This window comes from Microbacterium sp. BG28, from assembly GCF_034044005.1.
Classification (GTDB): domain Bacteria; phylum Actinomycetota; class Actinomycetes; order Actinomycetales; family Microbacteriaceae; genus Microbacterium.
Window position 1 is genome coordinate 263241 of the sequence record NZ_JAXCHA010000002.1, and the last position, 17506, is coordinate 280746.

The window sequence follows — 17506 nt, forward strand, 5'->3', positions numbered from 1 at the left end:
CACCCCCGGCCCGAGCCGGTCGCCACGCCCGTCGAGGAGGTATCGGTGAGCGTTTCCGACACCGGTGCACAGGCTCTGTTCCCGCTCCGGCGCGCCGCGGACGAGCGGCAGGATCCGGCGCTGGTCGACAAGCTGCGCGCCGACGAAACCACCCTCGCCCTGGCTGTGGCGGGCGACCTCGTGTCGCTCTCCGGCAGTGCCGAGGAGCCACGTCTGCGCCTGGTCACGGCAGCCGGTGTCACCGCATCCGAGTGGGCCTTCCTCGGGCGCACCGCCGACGGACGCGGCGTCCTCGCGGCGGCGACCGAGACCGTGGCCGAGCCGTTCGCCCGGCTGCGGGAGATCGGCGGCCTGCTCCCGGAAGCGGAATCGGATGCGGCGACGACCGCCGTGGCACTGGGCAGCTGGCTGCGCGAGCAGGGGTACTGCCCGTTCTGCGGCACCCGGACCGAACTGCGGCAGGCGGGCTGGGCCCGACACTGCCCGCACTGCGGGCGAGAGCACTTCCCGCGCACGGACCCCGCGATCATCGTCGCGGTGCACGACGCCGACGACCCGGATCGGTTGCTGCTGGGCAGCAACGCCGCGTGGCCCGCGGGAAGGTACTCCTGCTTCGCCGGCTTCGCAGAGGCGGGCGAGTCTCTGGAGGACGCCGTGGTCCGCGAGGTCGCGGAGGAGGCGGGGGTGGAGCTCGTCGGGGTGCGCTATCGCGGATCCCAGGCATGGCCGTACCCCCGTTCGCTGATGCTCGGCTTCCACGCCGCTGCCCGGGTCGCCGCCGCGGCGCGCCCCGACGGCGACGAGATCGTCGAGGTGCGCTGGTTCACGCGGGAGGAGATCGGGGCGGCGCTCGAGGGCAGGGGAGAGGTCGTGCTGCCCGGGTCCGCGTCCATCTCCTGGCGTCTGATCCGCGACTGGTACGAGGAGCGCGCATGAGCGTCGACATCCTTGCCGGTCTCGACGAGCAGCAGCACGCCGCGGTGATGGCGGTGCGCGGCCCGGTGCGGGTCTTGGCCGGAGCGGGTACGGGCAAGACCCGCGTCATCACGAGACGTATCGCCTACGGCGTCGACAGCGGCACGTACTCGCCGGGCCGGGTGATGGCGCTGACCTTCACAGCCAAGGCAGCGGGCGAGATGCGCGGACGTCTGCGCGCGCTCGGGATCGTGGGTGTCGCCGCACGCACCTTCCACGCCGCCGCCCTCTCCCAGTTGAACTACTTCTGGCCGCAGGTGGCGGGCGCCCCCGCCCCGCGCATCGTCGACAACAAGGTGCGCCTTCTGGCGCAGGCGGCGGAGCAGCAGCGCCTGCACCTCGACACCGCGACCCTGCGCGACGTGGCCTCCCACATCGAGCAGCGGAAGGTCGCGATGCGCCGGATCGACGAGATCGGCAGCACGCGCCCCGTCACGATCGGCTCGCTCGACACCGGGCAGATCCGCGATCTGCACGCCGCCTACGAGAAGCTCAAGGACGAACGTCACCAGCTCGACTTCGAGGACGTCCTGCTCGCGTGCGCGGGCATGATCGAGGCGGAGCCGCGCGTCGCCCAGTCGGTGCGCGAGCAGTACCGGCACTTCACCGTGGACGAGTTCCAGGACGTCTCGCCGCTGCAGAACCGACTCCTCGAGCTGTGGCTCGGCGAGCGACGCGACCTGTGCGTCGTGGGCGATGCGAGCCAGACCATCTACTCCTTCGCCGGCGCCCGAGCCGACTACCTCCTGGATTTCCCCAAGCACCACCCCGACGCGCGTAGCTTCACCCTCGAGCACAACTACCGCAGTGATCAGCCCGTGCTCCGGGTGGCCAACGCGCTCATGCGCGGCCGTCCCGGCGCGTTGCAGCTGGTCACCGACCGCGGCACGGACTCTCCCGTGCCCACGGTGACCCGATTCGACGACGACGCCCACGAGGCTGCGGGCGTGGCCGCCCGCATCCGCGCCCAGCTCGACGACGGGGTGGATCCGCGCCAGATCGCCGTCCTGTACCGGGCCCACGCCCAGTCGGCGGAGCTCGTCACGGCACTCGCGGATGCGGGCGTTCCCACCAGTGTCATGGGCGGCAAACGCTTCTTCGATCTGCCGGAGGTGCGTCAGGCCGTCATGGCGCTGCGCGCCGCCACGGTGGCTCCGATGCAGGGAGGATTCCGCGACACGGTTCGCGACGTTCTCCGCGGATGCGGGTACACGGACGAGCCGCCGGCGGTCGGCGGGGCTCTGCGCGACGCGTGGGAAGCGCGCGCCGCGTTGCTGGCGCTTGCCGAAGAGCAGCCCGAGGACACCACGCTGCGCGCGTTCACCGACGACCTGATGGCCAGAGCGAGAGACCAACACGAGCCCTCGCTGGCGACGGTGACGCTCGCGACGCTGCACGCGGCGAAGGGTCTCGAGTGGGACCACGTGCACCTCGTGGGGCTGGCGGAGGGACTGCTGCCGATCTCCTACGCGCAGGGGTTCGAGCAGATCGACGAGGAACGGCGACTGGCGTACGTCGGCATCACGCGGGCCGCGCGTACGCTGTCGCTGTCGTGGGCATCGCAGTCGGCGCGGCAGTCACGGCAGCCGTCTCGCTTTCTGCAAGAGATCGGCACGCGCACGCTGGATGAACGACCGGCCAGGCCGACTGCCGGTGGGGCGAGGACGCGGCGAACGTCATCCGGCGCCGCGCGGCCGACGGCGGCAGCTGACCCGTGAGCAGGCGCGCGGCATAGGCGACGGCCTCGGCGATCAGCGCCGCCGCGACCGGCGGTGCAGGCTGGGACATGAGCTGCGCCGCGATGCCCGGCCACGCCGCATCCTCGTCACGACGGTGCGCGGCATCACAGGCGAGGCAGGGGCCGTCACCGGGGGTGATCAGCGGCCCCACGTGCACCTGGTCGCCTGCGAGAGTGATCGGCAGATGCGGTCGCTCGTCGCGCAGGTGCCCGAGATAGCGCCCAGGGTCGGCGACGAACGACTCCATCATGATCACCGTGCAGCGCTCGTCGGGATCGGTCACCAGCTCCACCGAGGTGTCGAGCAGCCGGATCACGGCGACGGCGACGGCGCCGTCGATGGCATCCGAGACTTCGAAGCCCACCCGGGTGCGGGGAGCGTCAGAGCACAGGACGGGCGCGAGCTGTTCCAGCATCTCTGCGACGGCCGCTCGGTCAGCGCCCAGCGAGGCGGCGAGGGTCATCGCGTCGTTGGCGCTGACACCTGTGCGAAGCGCATGCACGAGCCATTCGTGCCACGGCTCCGCGTCGGCGATCACGGCGCGCGCCTCGTCTCCGAACTGCAGCGTGCGCTCGTCGCGCCATACCGGCGGATACGCGGGATCGAGTCGGAGCATGCCCCGATTCTGTTGCCGCAGGCGACGACGCCGCGGTTCTCCACACCGCCGGACCCGCGCGCGGGTCGGTTGGGGAGGAGAGATCAGACGGGGCGGGGACCCTCGGGCCCCTCATCGCCCTCCTCTTCGGCGAGCAGCTGCTCGAGAGCCTCGTCCATCGCGTCCCGCTCCGGAGCCTCGCCCCGCGCGCGTGCGGAGAGTCGCTCGATCAACGCAGTCGGATCGTCGATGTCGGTCGCGCCCGGAAGCAGGTCCGGGTAATCCCAGAGGGCGTCGCGACCGGCGACACCGACGGCGTCGGTGACCTGTCGCCACATCGCCGCTGCTTCCCGCATCCGCCGCGGACGCAGCTCGAGGCCGACGAGCGAGCCCAGCGCCTTCTCGGCGGGGCCGCCGACGGCGCGCCGGCGTCGGACGACCTCCGCGATGCGGTCGGCGCTGGGCAGCCGGTGGGTCGCGTCGGCCGTCACGATGTCGACCCAGCCCTCGATGAGCGCGAGGAGGGTCTCGAGGCGCGTGAGGGCGAGATCCTGCTGCTCCGTGCGCTCAGGAAGCAGCGCACCGCTCTCAAGAGCCTGGCGCAGCTCCTCGGGCTGGCTGGGATCGAACCGCTCCGCGAGCTCTTCGAGCCGGCTCGTGTCGACATGGATGCCGCGGGCGAACTCGGTCACCTGGGCGATGACGTCCAGGCGCAGCCAGCGGGCATGGCGGAAGAGGCGGGCGTGGGCGAGCTCCCGCGTCGCCACGTACAGTGCGAGCTGGTCCTCGGGGATCTCCAGACCCTGGCCGAAGTCGGCGAAGTTCTGCGGCAGGATCGCGGCGGCGCCGGCGGGCATGACGGGAAGCCCCACGTCGCCGCCGCTGACGACCTCCATCGACAGTCTCCCGACGACCTGGCCGAGTTGGGTCGCGAACAGCGAGCCGCCGATGGAGCGCATCATGCGTCCTGCGCCCTGGAGCATGGCCTGCATCTCCTCGGGCGCCTGCTCGGCCAGCGTCGCCGTGAGGGCGTCGGCGATGCTCGTGGCGACCGGCTCGGCGAGCTCGCGCCAGACCGGCATCGTCGCCTCCACCCAGGCGCCACGGGTGAGCGCGCGCGGCGCCTCGGCGAGCTCCGAGATCGTGGTGGCCTCACCCAGCCACAGGGTGGCGAGCGAGAACGCCTGGTCGAGGTCGCTGCGGGATGCGGCGGCCACGCCGAGGTCGCTCTGGTTCGCGATGTGCAGAGCCTGGCGCTCAGCCGCGTCCCACGCGATCGACCCGTCCGAGCTCGTGAAGGCCCGCTGCATCTGGCCCATCATCTGCTGCATCATCGCGGGGTCGATGCCCATCTGCTGGAGTTGTCGCAGCTGCTCCGGGTCGAGACCGTCGGCTCCGAACAGCTGGCGCAGCAGCTCCTGGAACTGGTCTTCGGGGCTCCGGTCGTCCTCGTCTGCCACGTCAGGCGCCTTTCAGCCGGGGGATAACGTCCCGTTCTACGCTAGTCGCAGGGATACATCGCACAGCCGGGCGAGCAGGACTTCGCCGTACGCCGGCCGCGAACGGCCGACGAAAGAGGCACAGTGACATTGTTCGAGACCCCGGGCTCTCTCGCGCCCGAGCCGCCGCGTCGACGCATGGCGCGGGGTGTGGTGGCCGGTATCTGGGCCTTGATCGTCGCCCTGCTGGCGCTGCTGGGGATGTCGTTCCTTCCGAGCCCGTACGTGATCGAGCGCCCCGGGCCCGTCTACAACACGCTCGGCGAGGTCACCGACGCCGACGGCAAGGACGTGCCGTTGATCGCCATCGACGGGGCCGAGACTTACCCGACGGACGGATCGCTGGACCTGCTGACCGTGCAGGTCATCGGCTCTCCCGAGCAGCGGCTGTCCTGGCTGGATGCGGCCGTCGCCTGGTTCGACCCCACCAAGGCCGTCGTCCCGATGGAGCAGATCTTCCCGACCGGACAGACGAGCGAGCAGCGGTCGGAGCAGAACACCGCGATGATGGTGGACTCGCAGGCGGATGCCACCGCCGCCGCGCTCACGCATCTCGGCTACGACGTGAACCCGCAGCTGCAGGTCACCGCCGTCGCTGACGGATCGCCCGCGAGCGGTCAGCTCGAGGCGGGCGATCGCGTCCTCCAGGCGAACGGTGCGGCCGTCACGACCGCCGACGGTCTGCGCCGCATCATCAACGACGGTGCCGGCGCCCCGATCCAGATCCTCGTCGACCGCGGCGGCGCTCAGGAGACTGTCACGGTCACGCCGCAGGAGGGCGCGGGCGACGCCGCGGGCGTGTGGCAGATCGGCATCACCCTCACCGTCTCGTACACCTTCCCCTTCGACGTCCAGGTGCAGCTCAACAACGTCGGCGGACCGTCGGCGGGCATGATGTTCGCGCTCGGCATGATCGATCAGCTCACCCCGGGGGAGCTCAACGGAGGCGCGCAGGTCGCAGGCACCGGCACCATCAGCGCGGACGGCGAGGTGGGACCGATCGGCGGTATCCGCCAGAAGCTCTGGGGTGCGCACGACGCGGGCGCGCAGTACTTCCTCGCGCCCGAGAGCAACTGCGACGAGGTCGTCGGCCACATTCCGGACGGTCTCCGCGTCTTTTCGGTGTCGACGCTCGACGACGCCGTCGACGTGCTGGGCGCGATCTCCTCCGACGCCGATCTGGACGCGCTTCCCACCTGCAGCTGACCGATCGCCGTGCATAGCGTGCTCACGGCGACCGCCCGGGTGTGCCCCTCGTAGGATGAAGGGGTGACTTCGACCGCAGCGCCGACGCCCGTCCCTGTCAACAGATCGCGGCGGGTGATCGCGATCTCGCTTGCCGTCATCGCGGCGCTTGCGGTGGCGTTCTTCCTCTTCGCGAGCCTGTACGCCGACTGGCTCTGGTACGACCAGCTCGGTTACTCGACGGTTCTGACCACGCAGTGGCTCTGGCGCGCCGCGATGTTCGTCGTCGGCTTCCTCGGAATGGCTATCCCGATCTGGATCACGATCCAGCTCGCCTACCGGCTGCGCCCGGTCTATGTGCGTCTGAGCTCCCAGCTCGACCGCTACCAGGAGGTCGTCGAGCCGCTGCGCCGGCTCGCCATGTGGGGGATCCCGGTCTTCTTCGGCTTCTTCGCAGGCTTCGCGACCTCTGCGCAGTGGGAGACCGCGGCGCTGTGGCTGGGAGGCGTGCACACTGACACCGCCGACCCGCAGTTCGGCTTGGACACCGGCTTCTACCTGTTCGCGCTGCCGTTCTACCAGGGCGCCGTCGGCTTCGCCTCCGCCGTCGTGCTGGTGGCGCTGCTGGTCACCGCGCTCGTGTCCTACCTCTACGGTTCGGTGCGCATCGGCCAGCGTGAGCTGCGCATCTCGAAGCCCGCACGCATCCAGCTCGCGATCATCGCGGGTCTGTACCTGTTGCTGCAGGGTGCGAGCCTGTTCCTCGACCGCTTCGGCACGTTGACGCAGGCGGGCGACCGGATCACGGGTGCGAGCTACACGACGGTCAACGCGACGATCCCCGGCCTCACGATCCTCTCGATCGTCGCCGCTTTCGTCGCCGTGCTCTTCTTCGTCACGGCCGTCATCGGACGCTGGCGCTACCCGCTCATCGCGACCGCCCTGCTGGTGGTCACCTCGCTCGTCGTGGGGGTGGCGTACCCGTGGATCCTCAACACGGTCCAGGTGCGGCCCAACCAGCGCACGCTGGAGATGCCGTACTTCGAGCGGAACCTCGAGGCCACGAAGACGGCGTTCAACATCGAGGGTCTCGACACGACCTCATACGACGCGAAGACCGACGCCGAGCCCGGTCAGTTGCGCTCGGACGCCGACACGACCGCGTCCATCCGCATCATGGACCCGGCGATCATCCAGCCGACCGTGCGCCAGCTGCAGCAGTACCGTCCGTACTACCGCTTCGAGGACCCGCTGGATGTGGACCGGTACAAGATCGACGGGCAGACGCAGGACACCGTGGTCTCGGTCCGCGAGGTGAACACCGCGGGCCTCGGCGATGCGGCGTCCTGGCAGAACTCGACCCTCGTCTACACGCACGGCTACGGTCTCGTGGTCGCCAAGGGCAACGAGCGCACGACCGACGGCGACCCCGTCTTCATCGAGGGCAGTATCCCCGCATCCGGGTTCTTGACCGACGAGAAGTACGAGCCGCGGATCTACTTCGGCGAGAATTCCCCGGCGTACTCCATCGTGGGCGCTCCCGAGGGCACGACGCCGATCGAACTGGACTACCCGTCGGCGAGCGACGGCGGCAACGACACCCGCACGACCTTCGACGGCGACGGTGGGCCGTCCATCGGCAACATGTTCAATCGCCTGATCTACGCACTGAAGTTCCAGTCGGAGCAGATCGTCTTCTCCGACTCGATCAACGACAAGTCGCAGATCCTCTACGACCGCGACCCCGCGGTTCGCGTGCAGAAGGCGGCGCCGTACCTGACGCTCGACTCCGACCCGTACCCGAGCGTCGTGGACGGTCGCGTGGTGTGGATCGTCGACGGCTACACGACGAGCGACCAGTACCCGTATTCGACGGCGACGAGCATGTCGCAGGCCATCGAGGACGCGAACAACCCGACTCCGCGCGTCGCGCTCGACAACGTCAACTACATCCGCAACTCGGTGAAGGCGACCGTCGACGCCTACGACGGCAAGGTCACCCTCTACGCGTGGGACGACTCCGATCCGCTGCTGAAGGCGTGGCAGAACGTCTTCCCGACGACGATCAAGCCGGTCTCGGACATGTCGGCCGACCTCATGAGTCACGTGCGATACCCGACCGATCTGTTCAAGGTGCAGCGCGCCATGCTCGGCGAGTACCACGTCGACACGGCCCAGTCGCTCTACGAGCGCGACAACGCGTGGTCCACGCCGGCCGACCCGCAGAACCCCGACGTCAACCAGCCTCCGTACTACCTGAGCATGAAGATGCCGGGTCAGAACGAGCCGAGTTACTCGATGTTCACGAGCTTCATCCCGCAGTCGACGGGCACGGAGTCGCGCAACGTCCTGATGGGCTACCTCTCCGTGGACTCGGATGCGGGCAGCCAAGCGGGCGTGAAGAGCCCCGACTACGGAAAGCTGAGGCTTCTGGAGATCACGGCGGGAGCCACCATCCCCGGTCCCGGCCAGGTGCAGAACACCTTCAACTCGGATCCCGGGATCTCGGCGCAGATCAATATCCTGAAGCAGGGTCAGTCGAACGTCAAGAACGGCAACCTGCTGACGCTGCCCGTCGGCGGCGGACTGCTGTACGTGCAGCCGGTGTTCGTGCAGGCCTCCAGCGGTACGCAGCTGCCGCAGTTGCAGAAGGTGCTCGTCGCCTTCGGTACCGAGGTCGCGTTCGAGGACACCCTGGACGAGGCGCTCAACGCGCTGTTCGGCGGCGACTCCGGTGCCAACGCGGGTGATCAGGACGTCGCACCCGACCCGGGGACGACGCCCTCGCCCGAGCAGACCGGCGGCAGTGACGGCTCCTCAAGCGGCGGAACCGGGAGCCCGGACTACCAGGCCGCCCTGCAGGATGCCCGACAGGCGCTGCTCGACCGCGATGCCGCGCTGAAGGCCGGCGACTGGACCAAGTACGGCGAGGCGGACAGCCGGCTCACCGCCGCGGTCGACAAGCTGATCCAGCTCGGCGGCTGAGCCGCATCCGCTCCACCTCGCGCCGGTCCCGCATTCCGCGGGGCCGGCGCGCTCATCTTCACCGCATTGCGAGACTGCATCTTCGCGACGAGATCACGGTATTTTCCCGTGATCTCGTGCTCGAGATGCAGTCTCGCGGTGCGGGGAGGGGTGGGCTCCTGAGGGGGATGCGGGGCGCGCGTCAGGCGGTGAGCAAGGCGTACCAGATCAGCAGCAGGGTCGTGCCGAATCCACCCAGCTGATTGAGCCACAGGAACCGCCCCCACCCGACCGTGGCGCGCTCGCACGTCTCGTCGGTGATCGAGCGGTAGGGCCAGAGAGCGAGCAGGTAGGGGATGACCAGCAGGCCGCCGAGCGGTCCGGGCCACGCCGACGCGAGCATCACGAGGCCCGCCGCGAGGTAGCAGCCGAGTGCGAACCACACGGTCCATCGTGCGCCGCGCACGGTCGCGATGGAAGAGATGCCGGCCTCGCGATCCGCGGTGACGTCCTGCACGGCACCGAACGCGTGGGAGGCGACACCCCACAGTGCGAAGGCGACGAGCACGGCGATGAGTCCCGGAGTGAAGGTCGCGCCCGCGAGGACGAGCCCGTACACCGCGGGCGAGAAGAAGTGGATGCTGCTCGTCATCGAGTCGGCGAAAGGCACCTCTTTGAGACGCAGGGGCGGCGCCGAGTAGAACACGACGAAGAAGAGGCTGATCGCGAGCACCACCCAGGACGCAGGGGAGCCGACGGCGACGAGGTAGATGACGAACGGCAGGCACGACAGCCCTGCCGCCCACAGCGTGATCCGGTGCATCCGGCGATCGAGAACGGCGCCGTGCGCACCTCCCTTGCGCGGGTTGCGCAGATCCGACTCGTAGTCGAAGACGTCGTTCACGCCGTACATCGCGAGGTTGTACGGGACGAGGAAGAACAGCGTGCCGACGATGAGTGTCAGATCCACCGTGCGCGTGGTCATCACCACGGCCGCGGCGAAGGGGAACGCCGTGTTGATCCAGCTCACGGGCCGCGAGGAGACGAACAGCGTACGAAGCACGCCGGCGGAGCGGAGGTCTGTCATTCGGTCTTCCGAGTCGGGAGCAGCGAGAGCACGGCGGGAACGCCGAACGCTGCGCACAGCGGGTAGGAGAAGTCCTCGATCGGGGCGAGTCCGATCCGGATGCCGCTGAGATGCTCCGCGGGGTAGGTGAACAGATCGAGGCCGATCATCACGTTATCGAAGACCGCGGTCAACGCGAACAGTACGACGCCGGCGACGACGCTGGCCCGCATCCTTCGGGCGAAGCCGGGCCGGCGGGCACTGACCGCTGTCACGACGGCGGTCACGACGACGAAGGGCAGAACGATCAGCGGGTAGGTCATGCCGCATCCTGCCGACGCTCGGTGACACGCAGAGACGCGGCGTGCACGACGAGTGCGAGGTAGCACAGGAACGCGAGGAAGACCGGCTCCTCGAGCGGGAGGTGCGGCGCGAGATCGATGCCGACGAGAAGCGGGCTGCCGCCCTTGACGAAGACGCCGGTCACGATGCCGACCGCGTCCCAGACGAGGAAGAAGGCCGTGCCGATGGCCACGGCCGCCACGGTGCGACGCGGACGCGCCCACAGTGCCAGCCGGAACCGAGCGTCGAGGGCGCCCACCCCGGCGATGCTGATGAGCAGCGCCAGCAGGTAGAGACCCGGCATCACACCGCCTCGGGCACCGGCTCGGGAAGCGGGCCCGCGGAGCGGTCGCCGCGCATCCGCTTCACCACGAGTTCGGCCGAGATCAGACACATCGGAAGCCCGATGCCCGGCAGCACGGAGGCGCCGACGTAGTAGAGTCCGTCCACCTTGGCCGAGGCGTTGCGGGGGCGGAACAACGCGCTCTGCGTGAGCGGGTGCGCGAGGCCGAGGGCATTGCCGCGCCAGGCGTGCAGGTCGGTCTCGAAATCGCCGGGGGCGATCGTGCGGCGCACGACGATCCGATCACGCAGGTCGGGCACGCCGCACCAGGCGGCGATCTGATCGATGGCCGCATCCGCTGCGCGCTCGATCACGACGTCGCCGGCCCCGTCGACGCCGCCGTGGCCGAGACCCGGATCTGCCGGGATGGGCACCAGGACGAAGAGGTTCTCGTGGCCCTCCGGTGCGACGGAGGGGTCGGTCGCGCTGGGCCGGCAGACGTACAGCGAAGCCGGATCCGGGATGCGGGTCGTGTCGCCGAAGATGGCGGCGAAGTTCGTGCGCCAGTCCTCGGTGAACAGAAGCGTGTGGTGAGTGAGTTCGGGAAGCTCGCCCTTCACGCCGAGCAGCACGAGCAGGGCGCCGTAGCTGGGCGTCTTCGACTGCCACCAGGACTCCGGGTAGGTGCGGTAGCGCTCCGGGACCAGGCGGGTCTCGGTGTGGTGCAGATCGGCGCTGGAGACCACGACGTCGGCGTCGAAGCGGCGGCCGTCGGCGGTCACGACGCCGCGCGCGACGCCGTCGGCGACGAGGATGCGCTCGACGCTCGCGCCGGTCTCGATCACGACACCGCGTTCCGTGGCGAGGCGCGCGATGGCATCGATCAACGCGGTGAAGCCGCCCTGCGGGTAGCGCACGCGATCGTCGAGATCCAGGTGGCTCATGAGGTGGTAGAGGCTCGGCAGCTGATAGGGCGAGCCGCCGAGAAAGACACCGGCGTAGCCGAGGATCTGGCGGAGCCGGGTATCGGTGAAGCGCTTGTCGATCCTGGACTGCAGCGGTTGCGTGAGCAGCCGCGTCAGGTGGCCCAGTCGGCGCAGGATCGCCGGGTCGGTCAGGTTCCGGAGCGACTCGTACGTGTCGTAGAGGAAGCGGTCGACAGCGAGGTCGTACGCCTCGCCGGCCGAGTCCAGATAGGCGTCCAAGCGCGCACCTGCCCCCGGTTCGATCGACTCGAACAGTGCGGTCGCCTCCTCGCGACCCGACACGACGTCGACGGGCGCCTCGTCCAGGTGCGACTCGGCGTAGACGCGGTAGGCGGGGACGAGATCGACGAGATCGAGCTGCTCCGCGGTCGTCGTGCCGAGCAGCCGGAAGAAGTGGTCGAACACTTCCGGCATCAGGTACCAGCTGGGGCCGGTGTCGAAACGGAAGCCGTCGCGCTCCCAGGAGCCCGCCCGGCCGCCCACCTCGTCGCGCCCCTCCAGCAGGGTGACGTCATGCCCATCGGTCGCGAGCAGTGCGGCCGTGGCGAGCCCTGCGATGCCGCCTCCGATGACGACGGTACGACTCATGAGCGCTCCTTCAGGGGTGCGGCGCCGAGCCAGGCGCGGGCGGCGAGAACGGCTTTCTGCGAGGTGGGCACGCGGACACGGCCCTCGGCGCTCGCCCCGCGCAGTCGCACGGAGAGTGCGGCGAAGAGGTCGTGGGCGGCGGTGACGGCCCTGCGGCAATCCGGCGGCAGGAGGGGGATGGTGGCGGCTGCCGTGGCGAGGTCGGCGTCGATCCGGTCGAGCACGTCGTCCCTCGTGCGCTCGACGCCGTCGACGGCGAGGTAGTCGCGTCCGAGGGCGCCCGCGTCGTGCTCCAGGTCGCGAAGGAAGTTGACGTCCTGGAAGGCGCGCCCGAGAGCGCGCGCGCCGGAGACGAGGTCGGCCGGGGGAGCTGCGGGGGAACGGCGCCCCGCGTTCTCGAAGACCGCGAGGCACATCAGTCCGACGACCTCCGCCGATCCGTAGACGTAGCTGTCGTGCGAGACGTCGTCGTGCTCGCGCACGCCGAGGTCCGTACGCATCGACGCGAAGAACGGGGCCGTCAGGTCTTCGCCGATCCCGCACTCCCGGGCGGTCAGGGCGAAAGCGTGCACGATGAGGTTCGCGCTGAAGCCCCGCTCGACGGCCGCGCGGGTCTCCCTCTCGAACGCGTCGAGGATCTCTTCCTGCCGATCGCGGTCCAGACCGGCTTCTCCGGCCGGCCCGTCCACGATCTCGTCGGCGACCCGGACGAGCGCGTAGACGTTGCGGATGTGGGGGCGGGTGCGCGGGCTGAGAAGTCCGGTCGCGAGGGCGAACGAGGTGGAGTACGCACGGATGACGGATGCGGCGGCGGCCACAGCTGTCCGGTCGTAGAGGGAGAGTCCGCTCGGCTGGTCGCGCGCGCTCACGGCATCCTCTCCGCGATGCGGGTCGCGAGCTCGTCGACGAGCCCGTGGGCCGCCGGTGAGAGTGTGGCGGCGTCGGTTCGGGCGGAGCGGAGCGTCTCGTCGATGAGGACCGCGAGGCGCTCGCGGGCGCCGGTCGCATCCAGCGCGCGCTGTGCGGCGAGCACGGCCACGGGGCCCGTGTGTGCGACCGCGAGAGCCTCCGCGACCGCGTCGCGCCCCGCTCCCTGCTGCGCCAGGACGACGAGCGGGGTGCGCTTGGCCTCACGGAGGTCGCTGCCCACATCCCGACCAGCCTGGTCGGCGGTGCCGAAGGCTCCGATCAGATCGTCGACGAGCTGGAAGGCGAGTCCCAGCGCGCCGCCCGCGCGGCGCAGCGCCTCGAGTTCGGGTTCGCTCGCGCCGGCGAGCAGCGCACCGGCACGCAGCGGCGCATCGAAGGAGTAGACGGCGGTCTTGTCGTGTGCCGTGGTGAGAACGGCGGCGGCCTCAGCCGCGTGCATTCCGAGCGCGTTCTCCACGTCGGCGAGCTCGCCGGCGGCGGAGACCGACACGGCGTCGTCGAAGAGCTCCACGAGTGCCGTCCGCGTCGGTGCGGGGACCTCGATCAGCGCGAGGATGCGGGTGGCTTCGTACAGCAGCAGGTCGCCGCCGAGGATCGCCGCCGCGGCGCCGAGATCGTCTGCGCCCGAGGCGGACGCGCCGGCAGCGGTGGCGCGGGTGCGGAACTCGCCGGAGATGTTCAGGACGCCGCGGCGCTGGACGTCGTGGTCGATCACGTCATCGTGCACGACGAAGGCCGCGTGCAGCAGTTCGAAGGCCGCGGCGACTTCGTAGACGGCCGGCAGCGCCTCGTCTGCACCGTCGAACGCGAGGTACGCGCCCACAACGTTCGCCGGCCGGAAGCGCTTGCCGCCGGTGGCTGCGCGCGTCACGGCGGCCGTGAGCGCGGCGTAGGCGTCGGCGCCGTCGGACGCACGGCGACGGATGCGGGCGAGAGCCGCATCGACCGCCGCATCGATCCCGGCGCGGTTGTCCGCGCTCAACCACGAGATCATCGGGCCTCCGCCCGAATCCGCCGCTGGGCGACGAACATATCGAGCTGACGGGCCTGCAGCACGAGCCAGGGGCTGAAAGCCCATTCCGCCGCATCCAGTGCGGTCACGAGATCGGCCGGGTGCACCCATTGCGTCTCGAGCACCTCGAGAGGGTTGGGTTGCGGCACGTTCTCGGCGCGTGCGATGTAGACCGGGCAGATCTCGTTCTCCACGATGCCGCTCGCGTCGGTGGCGCGGTACCGGAAGAGGGGGAGGGCCAGTTCGATGTCGGTCAGGCGCAACCCGAGTTCGGAGTCGGCGTGGCGCTTCACGGCGTTCAGGACGGGCTCAGCCGGTCGAGGATGTCCGCAGAACGAGTTGGTCCACACTCCGGGCCAGGTGCGCTTGTGCAGAGCTCGGCGGGTGACGAGAACGCGACCTTCGTCATCCACAACGTGACAGGAGAAGGCGAGATGCAGCGCGGTGTCTGTACCGTGGACACTGCTCTTGGGCGCAGTCCCGATCTGGTTGCCCTCGTCATCCACAAGAATGACCTGTTCGATGCCGTCCATGCGCCCTTCCATTTTGCTAGCTTTACTAGCGAACTGAGTTCGATCGAGCATACATACGGCCTGAGGAGGTGTCCACATGGCGAGTCCCGCTGACTCCGACGATAAGTCGCGTGATAAGGATCGCGCAGTATGGCGTGTCCTGTCAGCCGTGCGCGCCTTCAGTGACGCCATGGACCGCATGTACAGCGGCATGAAGGGCGACATGGACATGAACGCCACCGACCTTGCTGCCCTGCGCATGCTCATCATCCGCGAGCAGAGAGGGCAGGACGTCAGTCCGCACGACATCGCCCGTCACCTGCGGATCTCCACCGCTTCCACGACGAAGCTCGTGGATCGCCTCGCCGATTCGGGCCATGTCGTGCGCAAGCCGCATCCGGTCGATCGTCGTGCCAGGCTCATCTCGTTGACGGACAAGTCGCGCACCGACTTCACGCATCACTTCCGCGACAGCATCGGCGCGATGCGCGATGTCGCGTTCGATTACTCGCCGACGGAGCTGGCTGTGATCGCCGACTTCCTCGAGCGGATGTCGGTCGGCATCGACCCCGACGACTGAGGCGGCGAAACCCTGCCCGACCAGGGCTTTCTGGGTAAGGCAGAAGGCCCGGATCGGAGGATCCGGGCCTTCTCTTTGTTGCGGGGACAGGATTTGAACCTGCGACCTCTGGGTTATGAGCCCAGCGAGCTACCGAACTGCTCCACCCCGCGGCACAAGAGATAACACTAGCACGCGTTCGGGCAGTGCGCGAATCGAGGCGGTTGCCGAGGTCCCTCCGGGCCGGGAGGATGGGGGAGTGCCCGCCGTTCTCTCCCTCGCCGTCGCGCAATTCGCGCCGATCGCCGACCGCTCCGCCAACCTGGATCGGATCCGTCTCTTCGCCGCGCAGGCCGCTTCTCGCGGCGCCCGCGTGCTGGTGCTTCCGGAATACAGCAGTTTCTTCGTCGACCCGTTCGACGCGTCACTGCGGCAGAACGCGGAGCCCGGGATCGACGGACCGTTCGTCCGGGGCCTGCGCGACATCGCCGAGCGGGAAGACCTGACCCTCGTGGCCGGTCTGGTCGAGGCGGCGGATGCGGACCGTGTGCACAACACCGTCGTCGCGGTCGACGCCTCGGGTGTCGTCGCGAGCTACCGCAAGCAGCATCTCTACGACGCTTTCGGGCAGCAGGAGTCGGATTGGGTCGCGCCGGGAGACGTCGACGAGCCGCAGACCTTCACCGTCGACGGCGTCGTCTTCGGCATCATGACCTGCTACGACCTGCGTTTCCCCGAGGCCGCGCGCCGCATCGTCGATGCCGGCGCGCACGTCATCCTCGTGCCGGCCGAGTGGGTGCGCGGTCCGCTGAAGGAGCAGCAGTGGCAGACCCTGCTGGCGGCGCGGGCGATCGAGAGCACAGCGTTCGTGGCGGCGGCAGACCACCCCGCGCCAGTCGGCGTCGGCCACTCCGTCATCCTCGACCCGCAGGGCGTCGTGCTCGCCGGACTCGCCGCAGGGGACGGACTGGCGGTCGCACCGATCGACCTCGACGAGCTGGCCCGCATCCGCACCGTCAATCCAGCGCTGCAGCTGCGGCGCTACCGCGTGGTCCCTCGCTGAGTCAGGCCAGCACCGTCAGCCGGTGCATGGCCTCGGCGATGACCTCCGGGCGCTTGCAGGCTGCGAAGCGGACGAGGCTCGCGTACTCGTGCCGCCGCTCCTTGGCGGCGAACGCCGTCAGCGGGATCGCGACGACCCCGGCCGCGTGCGGGAGTCGGCGGCAGAACTCGTGGGCGTCGCTCACGCCGAGCGGTGCCGCATCCGCCACCGTGAAGTAGGAACCCCCGGCGCGGAACGGCGCGAAGCCCGCCGCGCTGAGCCCCTCGCGCAGGGTGTCGCGCTTGCGCTGCAGCGCGGCGCCGACGCCGGCGAAGAAGGCGTCGTCCATGCGCAGTCCCGCGGCGACGGCCGGCTGGAACGGCGCGCCGTTGACGTAGGTGAGGAACTGTTTGACCGTGAGTACCGCGTCGATGAGGGATGCGGGCCCCGTCGCCCATCCGATCTTCCAGCCCGTCACCGAGAACGTCTTGCCCGCGGACGAGATCGAGATCGTGCGCTCGGCAGCGCCCGGCAGCGTCGCGATCGGTACGTGGTGGCGGCCGTCGAAGACCAGGTGCTCGTACACCTCGTCGGTCACGATGATCACGTCGTGGCGATGCGCGAGCCGCACGATCTCGGCGCGCACATCGTCGGCGAACACGACGCCGGTGGGATTGTGCGGATCGTTGAGCAGGATGACGCGGGTGCGGTCCGTGACGGCGGCGACGAGCCGGTCGAGGTCGGGCTGGAAGTCGGGCCAGCGCAGAGGCACGGTCACGAGTGTGGCGCCGGTCAGCGCCACATCCGCCGCGTACGCGTCGTAGTGGGGTTCGAACACGACGACCTCGTCGCCGGGTCCCACGAGCGCGAGGAGGGTAGCCGCGAGAGCTTCGGTCGCCCCGGCGGTGACGAGCACCTCGCGATCGGGGTCGACCCGTAACCCGTAGAACCGCGCCTGGTGTTCGGCGATCGCGCGGCGGAGATCCGCTGTGCCGCGACCGGGCGAGTACTGGTTGACGCCCGTCGCGATCGCCTCGCGGGCGATGTCGAGCAGTTCGGCGGGGCCGTCCTCGTCGGGGAAGCCCTGGCCCAGGTTGATGGCGCCAGTCTCGGCCGCCAGCGCGCTCATCTCTGCGAAGATCGTAGGGGCGGGGGTGCCGTCCGAGCCGAGGAGTCCGGCGCCCGCGGCCACCCGTTGCCAGGGCGCGTTCTGGTTTCGCATTCAGCAC

The 17506-nt window shown here is 69.7% G+C and carries 15 protein-coding genes and 1 tRNA gene; 6 read left to right on the forward strand and 10 right to left on the reverse strand.

The window, feature by feature from the left end:
- Positions 1-45 precede the first annotated feature (45 nt).
- The gene (gene nudC, locus SK224_RS06890; protein WP_320434010.1) at positions 46-936 is read left to right on the forward strand and encodes an NAD(+) diphosphatase; all 891 of its coding nucleotides are present in this window, start codon (positions 46-48) and stop codon (positions 934-936) included.
- On the forward strand, positions 933-2693 hold the full coding sequence (locus SK224_RS06895) for an ATP-dependent helicase (RefSeq protein WP_320434011.1): 1761 nt from the start codon (positions 933-935) through the stop codon (positions 2691-2693). The genes nudC and SK224_RS06895 overlap by 4 nt, the downstream gene beginning before the upstream one ends.
- A 720-nt stretch (positions 2694-3413) precedes the next feature.
- Here SK224_RS06895 and SK224_RS06900 read toward each other — a convergent pair.
- Positions 3414-4769 carry a zinc-dependent metalloprotease gene (locus SK224_RS06900; protein WP_320434012.1) on the reverse strand — a complete coding sequence of 452 codons (1356 nt, stop codon included), beginning with the start codon at positions 4767-4769 and terminating at the stop codon, positions 3414-3416.
- A gap of 123 nt (positions 4770-4892) precedes the next feature.
- Between SK224_RS06900 and SK224_RS06905 the strand changes: the two genes are divergently transcribed.
- Both SK224_RS06905 and SK224_RS06910 read left to right on the forward strand, forming a co-directional pair.
- A complete protein-coding gene (locus SK224_RS06905; RefSeq protein ID WP_320434013.1) occupies positions 4893-6014 on the forward strand; it encodes a PDZ domain-containing protein in 1122 nt (373 codons plus the stop codon).
- 63 nt (positions 6015-6077) lie between these two features.
- Positions 6078-8978, forward strand: coding sequence for a UPF0182 family protein (locus tag SK224_RS06910; RefSeq protein WP_320434014.1), 2901 nt, complete (start codon positions 6078-6080; stop codon positions 8976-8978).
- A 181-nt stretch (positions 8979-9159) separates the two neighbouring features.
- Here SK224_RS06910 and SK224_RS06915 read toward each other — a convergent pair whose 3' ends face one another.
- Genes SK224_RS06915 through idi form a run of 7 tightly spaced genes read right to left on the reverse strand, consistent with a single transcriptional unit; the run spans position 9160 to position 14697 of the window.
- Positions 9160-10044, reverse strand: a complete 885-nt coding sequence (locus SK224_RS06915; RefSeq protein WP_320434015.1) for a prenyltransferase — start codon at positions 10042-10044, stop codon at positions 9160-9162.
- Entirely contained in the window at positions 10041-10346 is a 306-nt protein-coding gene (locus SK224_RS06920) for a lycopene cyclase domain-containing protein (RefSeq protein WP_320434016.1), read from the reverse strand. The genes SK224_RS06915 and SK224_RS06920 overlap by 4 nt, the downstream gene beginning before the upstream one ends.
- On the reverse strand, positions 10343-10669 hold the full coding sequence (locus tag SK224_RS06925) for a lycopene cyclase domain-containing protein (protein ID WP_320434017.1): 327 nt from the start codon (positions 10667-10669) through the stop codon (positions 10343-10345). The genes SK224_RS06920 and SK224_RS06925 overlap by 4 nt, the downstream gene beginning before the upstream one ends.
- Complete coding sequence (crtI, locus tag SK224_RS06930) at positions 10669-12222, reverse strand: phytoene desaturase family protein (RefSeq protein ID WP_320434018.1); 1554 nt, start codon at positions 12220-12222, stop codon at positions 10669-10671. Before crtI ends, SK224_RS06925 begins: the two co-directional genes overlap by 1 nt.
- Positions 12219-13091: a phytoene/squalene synthase family protein gene (locus tag SK224_RS06935; RefSeq protein WP_320434019.1), complete on the reverse strand. Its 873-nt coding sequence runs from the start codon at positions 13089-13091 to the stop codon at positions 12219-12221. Before SK224_RS06935 ends, crtI begins: the two co-directional genes overlap by 4 nt.
- On the reverse strand, positions 13088-14146 hold the full coding sequence (locus SK224_RS06940) for a polyprenyl synthetase family protein (protein WP_320434020.1): 1059 nt from the start codon (positions 14144-14146) through the stop codon (positions 13088-13090). The genes SK224_RS06935 and SK224_RS06940 overlap by 4 nt, the downstream gene beginning before the upstream one ends.
- The gene (gene idi / locus SK224_RS06945) at positions 14143-14697 is read right to left on the reverse strand and encodes an isopentenyl-diphosphate Delta-isomerase (RefSeq protein ID WP_320434729.1); all 555 of its coding nucleotides are present in this window, start codon (positions 14695-14697) and stop codon (positions 14143-14145) included. Before idi ends, SK224_RS06940 begins: the two co-directional genes overlap by 4 nt.
- Positions 14698-14866: 169 nt before the next feature.
- Here idi and SK224_RS06950 point away from each other — a divergent pair, with 169 nt between their 5' ends.
- On the forward strand, positions 14867-15256 hold the full coding sequence (locus tag SK224_RS06950) for a MarR family winged helix-turn-helix transcriptional regulator (protein ID WP_320434021.1): 390 nt from the start codon (positions 14867-14869) through the stop codon (positions 15254-15256).
- 78 nt (positions 15257-15334) lie between these two features.
- On the opposite strand, the gene SK224_RS06955 is transcribed toward SK224_RS06950, so the two are convergent.
- Positions 15335-15408, reverse strand: a tRNA-Met gene (locus SK224_RS06955).
- 86 nt (positions 15409-15494) lie between these two features.
- Here SK224_RS06955 and SK224_RS06960 point away from each other — a divergent pair.
- A complete protein-coding gene (locus SK224_RS06960; protein WP_320434022.1) occupies positions 15495-16298 on the forward strand; it encodes a carbon-nitrogen hydrolase family protein in 804 nt (267 codons plus the stop codon).
- Between the two features lies 1 nt (position 16299).
- Here the strand turns inward: SK224_RS06960 and SK224_RS06965 are convergent, their stop codons facing one another.
- The gene (locus SK224_RS06965) at positions 16300-17499 is read right to left on the reverse strand and encodes an aminotransferase class I/II-fold pyridoxal phosphate-dependent enzyme (RefSeq protein WP_320434023.1); all 1200 of its coding nucleotides are present in this window, start codon (positions 17497-17499) and stop codon (positions 16300-16302) included.
- Between the last annotated feature and the right edge of the window lie 7 nt (positions 17500-17506).

Bases quoted from the DNA above. Each gene is read 5' to 3' on its own strand.
- SK224_RS06920 (WP_320434016.1), bottom strand. From the start codon at position 10,346: ATGACCTACCCGCTGATCGTTCTGCCCTTCGTCGTCGTGACCGCCGTC.
- SK224_RS06895 (WP_320434011.1), top strand. From the start codon at position 933: ATGAGCGTCGACATCCTTGCCGGTCTCGACGAGCAGCAGCACGCCGCG.
- idi (WP_320434729.1), bottom strand. From the start codon at position 14,697: ATGGACGGCATCGAACAGGTCATTCTTGTGGATGACGAGGGCAACCAG.
- SK224_RS06965 (WP_320434023.1), bottom strand. From the start codon at position 17,499: ATGCGAAACCAGAACGCGCCCTGGCAACGGGTGGCCGCGGGCGCCGGA.
- SK224_RS06915 (WP_320434015.1), bottom strand. From the start codon at position 10,044: ATGACAGACCTCCGCTCCGCCGGCGTGCTTCGTACGCTGTTCGTCTCC.
- SK224_RS06925 (WP_320434017.1), bottom strand. From the start codon at position 10,669: ATGCCGGGTCTCTACCTGCTGGCGCTGCTCATCAGCATCGCCGGGGTG.
- SK224_RS06950 (WP_320434021.1), top strand. From the start codon at position 14,867: ATGGACCGCATGTACAGCGGCATGAAGGGCGACATGGACATGAACGCC.
- SK224_RS06940 (WP_320434020.1), bottom strand. From the start codon at position 14,146: ATGATCTCGTGGTTGAGCGCGGACAACCGCGCCGGGATCGATGCGGCG.
- crtI (WP_320434018.1), bottom strand. From the start codon at position 12,222: ATGAGTCGTACCGTCGTCATCGGAGGCGGCATCGCAGGGCTCGCCACG.